Source organism: Solirubrobacter pauli (assembly GCF_003633755.1).
In the GTDB taxonomy this organism is placed as follows: Bacteria; Actinomycetota; Thermoleophilia; order Solirubrobacterales; family Solirubrobacteraceae; genus Solirubrobacter; species Solirubrobacter pauli.
Genome location: NZ_RBIL01000001.1, coordinates 2,806,673 through 2,818,272, shown reverse-complemented (window position 1 = coordinate 2,818,272; position 11,600 = coordinate 2,806,673). Strand labels below are relative to the sequence as shown.

The following is an 11,600-nucleotide window of genomic DNA, read 5'->3' as shown; positions in this document are numbered from 1 at the left end:
CGTTCAGGGGATGTTGTGGTGATTTCGTGCAAACGCGGTCGACGAGCGAAGCCGCGCGACCACTCGGCTCAGTCCGGAAACGCGTGGGGGTAGTCGCGCCGCGCGCACGCCTCGGTGACGTAGCCCTCGCGCAGGTCCGCCTGCACCGCCTCGATCGAGCGCTCGCGCGCGAGCCCGTATCCACCACCGCCGCCCGTCCGCAGCTCGACCACCGCGCCGACCGGGACGCGGACCCGCGTCGCCTTCGCGAGCGGCCGCCGCGCGCCGTCCGGTTCGACCAGGGCGGCCACGTTCGAGCGTGCCGGACGTCCGCCGGCGAGCCCGCTCGGCGCGGTGCGCGTGCGCTCGATCACCGCGGTCAGCCACTGCTGGGCAAGGGCCCGGAAGCGGTACTCGACGCCCAGACCGCCGCGATGCTCGCCGGCGCCCGCCGAATCGGGGATCAGCTGCACAGCCTCGACGAGCCATGGGTTGCGGCTCTCCCAGACTTCGGTGGGCGTGACCCGGGTAGCCGACTCGGCGTGGTGCATGAGCGCCGAGGCGCCGTCGCCGCCCGCGTGCCCGCCCTGCCCCACCGGATGCGGCGAGCCGTCGGCCCAGGGCTGCCCGGTGGCCGAGTCGGTGCCCCACCAGACGAGCGAGCAGATGTCCCCGCCGCTGGCCGCCGGCACGGCTTCGGGCACCACGCTGCCGACCGCGGCCAAGATCGTCTCCAACGCCTGGAAGGAGGCCCAACCGCCGATGAACGTGGGTGCGGGGCGAAGCGGGTGGAACAGCGTCCCTGGAGCGGTGATCACGCGAATCGGCCGCTGGTGCCCCTCGTTGGGCGGCTCGCCCGCACCGGCCAGCATCCCGATCGCGACGCGTGCGACCGCCACCGTCTTGGGCAGCGTGCAGTTCACCGGTCCGGGCCGTTGCGCGGGCGCGTTCGAGACATCGATCACGACGTCGGACCCGTCGACCTTGAGCATCACCTCGAACGGCACGGGATCGGGCCCGGCGCCGTCGTCGTCGAGCACACCTCGCGCGCGGTACTCGCCGTCCGGCAGCCGCTCGAAGTACGAGCGAACCGTCGCCTCGCCATGGTCGAACATCCGCTCCGCGGCTGCGCGAAAGCGCGCGAGCCCGTGCCGCTCGACCACCGCGAGCAACGCACGCACGCCGGTCCTGCACCCGACGAGCTCGGCGTTGATGTCTCCCGCGACAAGCTTCGGCACGCGGCTGTTGGCGAGCGCCATCCGGTACAGGTCGTCATCGAGCACACCCGCCCGCACGAGCTTGACGCCCGGGAAGATCGTGCCCTCCTGGAAGAGATCGACCGTGTCGGTGGAGTAGGGATCCTTGCCGCCGATGTCGAGCCAGTGCGCCTTGATCGCCGCGTACCCGATCAGCTCCCCGTCGGCGAACGCGGGCGCGACAACTGCCGCGTCCTGCGGATGCGAGCCGGTTCCGAACGGGTCGTTGTACAGCAGCACATCACCCGGCACCAGCGCCTCGGGTCCGCCGACGGCCTGGACCGCGGCCTCCACGCAGAAGCTCAGCCGCCCCATGAACATCGGGAGCGACGGCGCCTGCGCCAGCAACCGGACCCGGTCGTCGTACAACGCCACGGCGAAGTCGAGCACCTCGTAGATGATCGGCGAGAACGCCGTGCGCATCAGCGCGCGCTTCATCTGCTTGGCCGCCGAGTTCAGGCCGTGGCGGACGACCTCGACCACGACGGGGTCGGGGGCGGGCGCGCTCACTCGAAGCGCTCCGGCGACAGCGCGGCGGGCGTCGGGCGGCCCATGACCGCGTCGGCGACCAGCTGCGCGGTGATCGGGGCGAGCGTGACGCCGAGCATCCCGTGCCCGGTCGCCATCACCACGCTGCGGTTGCGGCGCGAGCTCCCGATCACGGGCAGTCCGTCCGGCGTGCACGGGCGTAGCCCGACCCACGTCGCGCGCGGCTCCGCACGTGTGCCGAACGACCGGTCCGCCGCCCGCACGATGCCCGCCACGCGCCGCGGGTCATAGCGCTCGTCCAGGCCGTCCAGCAGCAGCCCGCCCGTCATGCGCACGCGGTCGCCCAGCGGCGTGGCCACGCAGCGCTCGTCGTGCAGGTAGACCGGACGCCGCAGCGGGAGGGCATTCGGGTCCAGCTCGATGGCGTAGCCCTTGCCACCCTGCAGCGGCACGCGCAACCCGCCGTGGCGGCGAGCGCGCCGGACCAGGCGCCGGCGGCCAGCACGACGTGCCGCGCGCGCATCGCCCCGGACGACGTCGCGACCGTCACGCCGGCGGCGTCCGGCCGCAGGGCGTGCACGCTCACCTTGGTCCAGAACACGGCGCCGGCGCGGCGCGCAGCCGTACCGACCGAGCTCGTGAGCTTCACCGGATCGACGTGGCCTTCTCGCGGATGCAGCAGCCCGGCCGTCACCCGTGCCGACAGCGCCGGCTCCAGGGCGCGTGTCTCCGCCACGGTCAACGTGCGAGCGCCGAGCATCCGGCCCGTGGCCGACGCTGCCTCGTGCTCGGCCCGCGCGGCCCCGTCCCGGGCGGTGAACACCGTCAGACAACCGCTCCGGGTCAACTCGGCGTCGCCGTCGGCGGCGAGCAGCTCGAGGCTCGAGGACGCGAGCTCGCGCTGCAGGGCCTCACCCGCGGCGGCCCGCCGGGTGGTCGACGCACGCAGGTAGCGCGCGAGCCACGGCGACAGCGACGGCCGCAGCCGCAGCCCGAACGGCGAGTCGCGCCGAACCATCCAGCCGAGCCCCGCGCGCAAGGCCTCCGGCGCCGCGATCGGGCGCGCGTGGCTCGGGACGATCAGCCCCGCGTTGCCCCAGGAGCAGCCCGTGCCCCAGTCGTCGCCGCGCTCGAGCACGGTGACGTTCGCACCCGCGCGGGCCAGCTCACGCGCGCAGAACGCGCCGACGACGCCGCCCCCCACGACGATGGCGTCGGCCGTCGCGCTCATGTGGGATCGAACACCAACCGGCCGCCGGAGACCACCGTCTCGCCGGCGATCTCGACGGTGGGCTCGAGCATGATCGAGTCGATGTGGACCGAGGACTGCACGACGCCTCCGATTCCGGCGCTGGAGCCGAACGCGATGTGCGCGGTGCCGATCAGCTTCTCGTCTTCGAGCACGACGCCGCACAGCGTCGCAGCCGGGTTGGTGCCGATTCCGAGCTCCGCGACCCTGCGGCCGCCGTCGCCGCCGCTGTCGAGCATGCGCTCCAGCCAGGCCCCGGCCTCGCCCGAGGCCGATACGAGCCGGCCGCCGGCCATGACGACCTCGACCGGCTCCTTCAGCAGCCCGTAGCCCGCGATCGAGCCGTCGAAGACGATGACGCCGTCACCCTCGACCTCGACCGGGGAGACGTACGCCTCGCCGGCGGGGAGGTTGCCGAACGCGCCCGCTTCACGCAGGTCGCCGTCGTCGTTGCGCCCGTCGCGACCGCGGACCACCAGCGTCACGTCGGTGCCTTGGGGACTCGTGATGCGCACCGTGTCGGCCCGGGTGATCAGGTCCGCGATGGCCGCGCCGCGGCGCTTCATCAGCGCGTAGTCGATCGGGATCGTGCGCCGGAAGATGTCGTCGGTGACGGTGGGCAGCGAGGCGAAGCGACCGCCGCGCTGCGTTCCGGCGATCCGTGCCCGCGTGTGGCTGAGCGACGTGTCCGTGGCGGCAAAGCACGCGTCCGCGCGCAGGATCGCCTCCGCCACCTCGAGGGGCGGCTCTGCGCCGTGGCGCTCGAGCGTCGCGAACTCCACCACCTGGACCTCGGCGCCCGCGTCGCGCGTCGCGTCGGCCAGCGCCGCCGCGATCGCGCGTTGCGCGGCGTTGTGCAGCACGGCGACCCGCTCGCCTGCGCGCACGCCGAGTTGCTCGACCGCGAGCACCGCGGCGGGGGTCAGCTCAGTCATCGCCTTGGACTCCTTGCAGCTCTCCGGGGAAGTGACACGCCGCCCAGTGCCCCGGACGGTGCTCGGTCAGCGGTGGCGCCTGCTCGGCGCAGACCGCACGATCGCGCCCGACCGGGCAGCGGTCGCGGAAGCGGCACCCTCCGGCCTGTGGCGACAACGGCGCGACGTCCCCTCGGAGGACGATCCGCTCGCGCCGGCGCGCGACCTCTGGGTCGGGGATCGGCACCGCGGCCAGTAGCGAGGCCGTGTACGGGTGCAGCGCCTCGTGGAAGATCGCGGAGCTCGGGGCGAGCTCCATGATCGCCCCTCGGTAGAGGACGGCGACGCGGTCGCAGAAGTACTCGGCCACCGCCAGGTCGTGCACGATGAACACGTACGTCAGGCCGAGGCGTTCCTGCAGCTCGCGCAGCAGGTTGAGGACCTGCGCCTGGATCGAGACGTCCAGCGCCGAGATCGGCTCGTCGAGGAACACCAGATCGGGCTCGAGCACGAGCGCCCGGGCCACGCCGATGCGCTGTCGCTGCCCACCCGAGAAGGCGTACGGCTTGCGCGTGTGCTGGCTCGCCGGGATGCCGACCAGCTCGAGCATCTCCGACGCGCGCCGGGCCCGCTCGACGCGCGTGCCGACGCGGTGGATCTCCAGCGGCTCCTCGACGATCGCCCGCGCGGTCATGCGCGGGTCCAATGAGCCGAGCGGATCCTGGAAGACGAGCTGCATACGCCGGCGCAACCGCCGCAGCGCGTCCGTGTCGAGCGCGCGGACGTCCTCGCCGTCGAAGGCGACCGCGCCACCGGTCGGCTCGATCAACCGCAGGATCGCGCGCGAGAGCGTGGACTTGCCGCACCCCGACTCACCCACGACTCCGAACGTCTCGCCGCGCCGGACGGAGAACGAGACGCCGTCCACGGCGCGCAGCGGCGGGTCTTTGCGGCGGGCGCCGGCGAACTCCTGGACCAGCTCGTCGACGACGAGCAGCGCGTCACTCATACGGCCACCTTCTCTTGGGCGAGCTGCTCCTCCGCGTGATGGCACTCGGCCACGCGGCCGTCGGCCACCGGCCGGTTCGCGGGCGCCTCGCCACGGCACTCCGGGCGGCCCGAGCCGAGCGGACAGCGTGGCTCGAACGCACAGCCCGGCGGCAGCTCGGCCAGGTTCGGCGGCGCACCCTCGATCGCGGGCAGCGGCCCGCGCTGCAGGCGGTCGGCCCGCGGCACGGCCCGCAGCAGCGCGTCCGAGTAGGGATGGGCGGGCGCGCGGAACAGCGACCGCGTGTCCGCGCCCTCCACGAGCCGGCCCGCGTACATCACCCGCACCGTGTCGCAGAACTCGGCCACGATGCCGAGGTTGTGGGTGATCAGCAGCACGGCTGCACCGCGCTCGCTGACGAGCCGGTTGAGCAGCTCGAGCACCTGGGCTTGAGTGGTCACGTCCAGCGCCGTGGTGGGCTCGTCCGCGATCACGACGTCCGGCCGGTTCGCGAGCGCGCTCGCGATCATCACGCGCTGGCGCATGCCGCCCGAGTACTGGTGCGGGTAGTCGTCGAGCCGACGCTCGGGCTGGGGCACCTCGACATCGCGCAGCAGCTCGGCCGCGGCCTTGCGCGCCGCCCCGCGCGAGATGCTGCGATCGTGCTGGCGGATCGTCTCCACGAGCTGGCGCCCGATCGTCTTGACCGGGTCCAGGGCGCTCATCGGGTCCTGGTAGATCAGCGAGATCTCCTTGCCACGGACGCGCTGGAGCTCTCGCTCGGGCCGGCCCACGAGCTCGCGCCCGTTGACCTTGACCGAGCCGCCGAGCACCTCGCCCGGTGGCTCGATCAGGCCGAGGATGGACAGCACCATCGCCGACTTGCCCGAGCCGGACTCGCCCACGATGCCCATCCGCTCGCCCCGAGCGAGGTCGAACGAGATGCCGCGGACGGCGCGGACCGTGCCGGCGTGCGTGTGGAAGACCGTCTCGAGGCCGTCGACGGACAGCACGGGATCGTCGCTCATCGGGCGCTCCTCACACGAGGGTCGAGGACGCCGTAGAGCACGTCCACCAGCAGGTTGACCACCACGTAGGCGCAGGCGCTGAGCAGGATGAAGGCCTGGACGACGCTGAAGTCCTGGCGCAGGATCGAGTCCACGACGAGCGTGCCGACGCCCGGCCAGTTGTAGACCTTCTCCACCAGCACGCTGCCGCCGATCATCTGCGCGAGCAACAGGCCGCCGGCGGTGAGGGTGGGCAGGAACGCGTTCGGCAGCGCGTGCCGCGCGTGCGCGCTCCAGCGCGACAGACCCTTGCTGCGCGAGACGACGAGGAACGGCTCGCGGCCCACCTCGTGGAGGTTCGCGCGCAGCAGCCGCACGAGCAGCGCGAACGCTCCCAGCCCAAGGCTGATGGCCGGCAGGAACAGGTGCATGAAGGCGTCGCCGAAGGCCGGCAGGTTGAAGGTCAGCAACGCGTCGATGCTGACCATCCCCGTGATCTTGGGAGGCAGCGCGGTGCCCTCGGACACGCGGCCTTCAGGGCCGGGGAACCAGCCGAGCCACGAGAAGAAGACCACCAGCAGCATCAGGCCGAGCCAGAAGGGTGGCGTGCCCAGGCCGACGAAGGCCGCGGCCCGTGTGACGCCGTCGATGACGGGCCGGTGTCGGTAGGTCGACAGCAGCGCCAGGCCGATCGCCGCGACGAACGCGAACAGGAACGCCCACAGGCCGAGCTCGACGCTCGCCGGCAGCCGGTTGGAGATCTGCGTGCTCACGTCCTGGCCGGTCGAGTACGAGAAGCCCCAATCGCCGGTGAAGAAGTCGCGCACGTAATGCCAGTACTGGGTCCAGACCGGATCGTTGAGGCCCATGTCGTCGCGCAGGGCGGCGATCGACTCGTCGGACGCCAACGGTCCGAGCACGAGGCGAGCCGGGTCGCCTGGCATCTTGCGCAGGAACAGGAAGGCGAGCAGCGAGGCGCCGAAGATCGACACGGCGCCGCCGGCGAGCCGCGAGCCGAAGAAGCGCAGCATCAGGCCCTCCCTCCCGCGCGTGGATCCAGGACGGCTTGGACGCGGTCGGCCAGCACGTTGGCGGCGGTCACCGCGAGGAACACGCCGAGGCCCGGGAAGGCGACGATCCACCACTGCCCGGTGATGGCGTACTGCAGGCCCTCGGTGATCATCGTCCCCCACTCAGCCGTCGGCGACTGGGCTCCGAGTCCGACGAAGCCGAGCGCCGCGAGCGTCAGGATCGAGTAGCCGAACACGCTCGCGCCCTGCACGAGCAACGTCGGGACCACGTGCGGGAGCACGTGCCGGCGGACGATCCGCGCGCGCCCGGCGCCGAGCGCGCGAGCGGCCTCGATGTACGGCCGCGAGCGGATGCTCAGCGCGTCGCTGCGCAGCAGGCGCGCGTACCAGGGGATCGAGGTGAGCATGATCCCGACCGCGGCCGACGTCACGCCGACGCCCATGCCCACGGTCACCGCCATCGCGAGGATGAGCGGCGGGAACGCGAGGACCGCGTCCATGATTCGCATCAGAACGGCGTCCGACCAGCCGCGGAACACGCCCGCGACGAGACCGACCAGGCCGCCGAAGAACGCCCCGACGACCACCACGAGCGGCGCGATCGTCAGTGACAGCCGCGCACCGTGGTTGAAGCGCGTGAGGATGTCACGCCCACTCGCGTCGGTCCCCATGGGGTGGGCGCCCGACGGCGCCTGCAGCGCGGAGGCGACGTCGACCGCGGCCGGATCCTTGTTCCAGATCACGGGACCGAAGACGGCCAGCGCGATCAGCACCAACAGGCAGATGCTGGCCGCGGCGGCCGACGGGCGTCCGAAGAACACCGCTCGAGCCGCGGCGCCGCGACGGGCGGCGCCGGGCTCGACGGCGACATCGACCGCATCAGCGGGCGGAGTGAGGGGAGCGACGCTCACTCGTCCTCGAAGGCGTGCGGGTACTGCTCGCGCGCACGGGCCTCGCTGACGTAGCCCTCGCGCACGTCGCTGCGTACCGCCTCCGGGTCGCGCTCGGACGGCGGGCCGTAGCCGCCGCCACCGCCGCAGGTCAGCTCGAACGTCGCGCCCTTGGCCACCTTCAAGCGGGTGGCCTTGCCGAGCGTGGTCCGCGTGCCGTCGGCCTGGCGCAGCGCGCCCGCGTTGGCGACGCCGGCGGGCTCACCACCTTCAAGGCCCCAGCCCGGCGACTGCGTGCGCTCGATCACCGCCGTCACCCACGCGTCCTCGAGCATCTGGAAGTCCATCTGCACCCCGAGGCCGCCGCGGTGCTTGCCCGCGCCGCCGGAGTCCGCGATGAGCTCCACCCGCTCGAGCAGCCACGGGTTCTTGGTCTCCCACACCTCGGTGGGCGAGAAGCGCGTGGCGGACTCGGCGACGTGCAGCAGGCTGTTCGCGCCGTCGCCACGCACGTGCGCGCCCTGGCCGACCGGGTGTGGCGAGCCGTCGGCCCACGGCTCACCGGTGGCCTCGCGCGTGCCCCACCAGACCAACGAGCAGATGTCGCCGCCGCTGCACGCGGTGACGGCGTCGGGCATCGCCTGCGCGACGGCGTTGTAGATGACCTCCATCGACTGCATGGCCGGCCAGCCGTACAGGAAGCACGGCGATGGCTTGAGCGGATGGAACATCGAGCCGGGCCGGGTGACGACCTCGATCGCGCGGAAGTGCCCTTCGTTGGGAGGCTCGCCCGAGCCGGCCAGCATCGTGAGCGCGATCCGGCTCGCGGAGACCGTCGACGGGATCGGGCAGTTCACCGGCCCTTCCTGGGCGTCGGGGGCGCGCGAGAAGTCCACGCGCGCCGACGAGCCCTCGATCTCGAGGACGACCTCGAACGGGATCGGATCCTCCGTGATCCCGTTGTTGTCCATCCTGCCCTGCCCGACGTACTGGCCGTCCGGCATCTGCTCGAGGTACGCCCGCACGACGGCCTCGCCGTGGTCGTACATGCGCTCGACCGACGTCCGGAAGGTCTCCAGCCCGTAACGGCCGACGAGGTCCACGAGCGCGGCCGCGCCGGCGCGCACGCCGACCACCTCGGCGTTCAGGTCGCCCGCGACCATCTTCGGCACGCGCGTGTTGGCCAGCGCCATCCGGTAGATGTCGTCGACGAGCTCGCCCGCCCGGTAGAGCTTGACGCCAGGGAAGATCGTGCCTTCCTGGAACACGTCGACCGTGTCGGTCGAGTACGGCTCCTTGCCGCCGATGTCGAGCCAGTGACCCTTGATCGCGGTGTAGGCGATCAACGTGCCGTCGAAGAACACCGGCATCACGACCGCCGCGTCCTGCGGATGCGAGCCGGTGCCGTACGGCTCGTTGTAGAGGATGATGTCGCCCGGCTGGAGCTTGTCCACGCCGCCGGCGCCCTCGACCGCGTACTCGACGCAGTAGTTCATGGTGCCCATGAACAGCGGCAGGCTCGGCGCCTGCGCCAGGAGCCGGATCTGATCGTCGTAGATCGCGACGGCGAAGTCGAGGACCTCGTAGATGATCGGCGAGAACGCCGTGCGCACCAGGGCGCGCTTCATCTGGTTGGCGGCCGAGTTCAGCCCGTGACGGATCACCTCGGTCGTGATCGGGTCGGCATCCGCGACGCCGGTCGCGCCTCCCGCGCCCGCGCGGTGGACGACGGTCTCGACTGCGCTCATGCCTTCCCCTCAGCCTTCAGGACGATCGATCCGGATTCGTGCACGCGGCCTTTGAAGCCGCGATCGATGTAGGACGTGGCCGTCTCCTCGAGCAGGATCGTCGGCCCCGTGACGCTCGTGCCCGGCGTCAGGCCCGCCCGCTGGACCACCGCGAAGTCGGTCCAGTCGCCGTCGGCGAACGAGTACGCGCGGATCGTGCCCTCGGGCTGCGCCGCGCCGCCGTGGCCGTTGGACGACACGCCGACGGGTTCCGCGCGGCGCGGGAGCGGCGTCCGGATCGTCGCGCGCAACGAGACGATCTCGACCGCCTCGTCCATGCGCAGCCCGAAGGTCTGCTCGTACTCCGCCCGGAAGCGCTCGCGCACCTCGTCGGGGGTCGCCGCGATCGTGCCCTGCTCGTCGCCGGCCAGCACCGTCAGGGTGTGCTCCTGGCCGACGTACCGCATGTCCAGCGCGGTCTCACGCAGCGACCCGGCGGAGCCGGCGTGCGTCGCGCGCCGCCCGACTTCCGCGTACAGGTCCCCCAGCAGCGCGTTCGCCTCGGCCAGGCCCTCGTCGGTCAGCGGCGTGATCCGCGTGCGGGCGACCGTCTGCGTGAGGTCGGCGCCGAGCAGGCCCCAGGCCGAGAAGTTGCCCGCGTACGGCGGGAGCAGGATCTCACCGATCGCCAGCTCGTCGGCCAGCAGCGACAGGAACAGCGGCCCGGCGCCGCCGAACGGCATCAGCACTGCCGACCGGGGGTCCACGCCCTGCTCGACCGTGATCTCGCGGATCGCGCCGGCCATGTTGGCGTTGGCGATCGTGAGGATGCCGCGTGCCACCTCCTCTTCGCTGAGGCCGAGCGCCTCGACGAGCGGCGCGATCGCCGCCTCGGACGCCGCGCGGTCCAGCCGCACGTCGCCCGCGAGCTCGCCGTCACCGAGCATGCCGAGGAGGAACGCGGCGTCGGTCACGGTCGGCTCGGTGCCGCCGCGGCCGTAGCACGCCGGGCCGGGGACCGCTCCCGCGCTCCGAGGACCGACACGCAGCAGCCCGCCCTGGTCGACATAGGCGATCGAGCCGCCGCCGGCGCCGATCGAGCGCACGTCCACCCACGGCGTCTGCACCGGCAGGCCCACGACCTCGCCCTCGTACAGCGTCGTCGGGCGTCCGTTGGAGATCAGGCAGGTGTCGAAGCTCGTGCCGCCGACGTCGGCGGTGATGACGTGCTCGTAGCCGAACGCGCGCGCCACCTCGGACGCGCCCTCGGCCCCCGCCACCGGCCCGGACATGATCGTCTCGAACGGCCGCTCGGCCGCCTCGCCGAACGTGAACGCGCCGCCACCGGAGCGGGTCACGAGCGACGAGCCGTCAAAGCCCTCCTCGCCCAGCGCGTCCTCCAGCCGGCCGAGGTAGTTGGCCATCCGGCCGCGCACGAACGCATCGATCACGGTCGTGGTGGTGCGCTCATACTCGCGGTACTCGCCGCTGACCTGATGCGAGAGCGAGATCTCACCCTCGAAGCCGGCTTCGCGCAGCACGCGGGCCGCCTCCAGCTCGTGCTCGCCGTTGGCGTAGGCGTGCAGGAAGGCGATCGCCACCGCCGTGCAGCCCTCGGCCTTGAACTGCTCGGCCGCGGCGCGCACGGCGTCGAGCTCGATCGGCGTGTGCACCGCGCCGGTGGCGTACAAGCGCTCGCGGATCGGGACCCGCAGCCGCCGCGGCACGAGCGGCTCGGGCTGGCGCCAGAACAGGTCGTACATGTCGACGCGGTCGCCGCGCCGGATCTCGAGGATGTCGCGGAAGCCCTCGGTCGCCAGCAGGCCGACGACGGCACCACGCCGCTCGAGCAGCGCGTTGAGTCCGACGGTCGTCCCGTGGAGGAAGTACTCCGCGGCTTTCAGCCGGTCGGCCGGGACGCCGGCGGCGACCGCGTGCAGGATCCCCTGCTCTGGTGATGCCGGCGTGGTCGGCGCCTTCGCCACACGCGTCTCGCCGGACTCCTCGTCGTAGAAGATCAGGTCGGTGAACGTGCCTCCCACGTCCACCCCGAGTCGGGTCGTCATCGCT

The 11,600-nt window shown here is 72.5% G+C and carries 8 protein-coding genes and 1 pseudogene; all 9 read right to left on the bottom strand.

Annotated features, from left to right (window positions below; all coding sequences use genetic code 11):
• Positions 1-68: 68 nt before the first annotated feature.
• A complete protein-coding gene (locus C8N24_RS13365) occupies positions 69-1,745 on the bottom strand; it encodes a hydantoinase B/oxoprolinase family protein (RefSeq protein WP_121250617.1) in 1,677 nt (558 codons plus the stop codon).
• Positions 1,742-2,955 (bottom strand): annotated as a pseudogene (locus tag C8N24_RS13355) (NAD(P)/FAD-dependent oxidoreductase). Before C8N24_RS13355 ends, C8N24_RS13365 begins: the two are co-directional and overlap by 4 nt.
• Positions 2,952-3,908, bottom strand: a complete 957-nt coding sequence (locus C8N24_RS13350) for an aminopeptidase (RefSeq protein WP_121250614.1) — start codon at positions 3,906-3,908, stop codon at positions 2,952-2,954. The pseudogene C8N24_RS13355 and the gene C8N24_RS13350 overlap by 4 nt, the downstream one beginning before the upstream one ends.
• The gene (locus C8N24_RS13345) at positions 3,901-4,896 is read right to left on the bottom strand and encodes an ABC transporter ATP-binding protein (protein ID WP_121250613.1); all 996 of its coding nucleotides are present in this window, start codon (positions 4,894-4,896) and stop codon (positions 3,901-3,903) included. Before C8N24_RS13345 ends, C8N24_RS13350 begins: the two co-directional genes overlap by 8 nt.
• Entirely contained in the window at positions 4,893-5,903 is a 1,011-nt protein-coding gene (locus C8N24_RS13340; protein ID WP_121250612.1) for an ABC transporter ATP-binding protein, read from the bottom strand. Before C8N24_RS13340 ends, C8N24_RS13345 begins: the two co-directional genes overlap by 4 nt.
• Positions 5,900-6,913, bottom strand: a complete 1,014-nt coding sequence (locus tag C8N24_RS13335) for an ABC transporter permease (RefSeq protein WP_121250611.1) — start codon at positions 6,911-6,913, stop codon at positions 5,900-5,902. The genes C8N24_RS13340 and C8N24_RS13335 overlap by 4 nt, the downstream gene beginning before the upstream one ends.
• Positions 6,913-7,824 carry an ABC transporter permease gene (locus C8N24_RS13330; RefSeq protein WP_211339949.1) on the bottom strand — a complete coding sequence of 304 codons (912 nt, stop codon included), beginning with the start codon at positions 7,822-7,824 and terminating at the stop codon, positions 6,913-6,915. Before C8N24_RS13330 ends, C8N24_RS13335 begins: the two co-directional genes overlap by 1 nt.
• The gene (locus C8N24_RS13325; protein WP_121250609.1) at positions 7,821-9,551 is read right to left on the bottom strand and encodes a hydantoinase B/oxoprolinase family protein; all 1,731 of its coding nucleotides are present in this window, start codon (positions 9,549-9,551) and stop codon (positions 7,821-7,823) included. Before C8N24_RS13325 ends, C8N24_RS13330 begins: the two co-directional genes overlap by 4 nt.
• Entirely contained in the window at positions 9,548-11,596 is a 2,049-nt protein-coding gene (locus C8N24_RS13320; RefSeq protein ID WP_121250608.1) for a hydantoinase/oxoprolinase family protein, read from the bottom strand. The genes C8N24_RS13325 and C8N24_RS13320 overlap by 4 nt, the downstream gene beginning before the upstream one ends.
• Positions 11,597-11,600 lie beyond the last annotated feature (4 nt).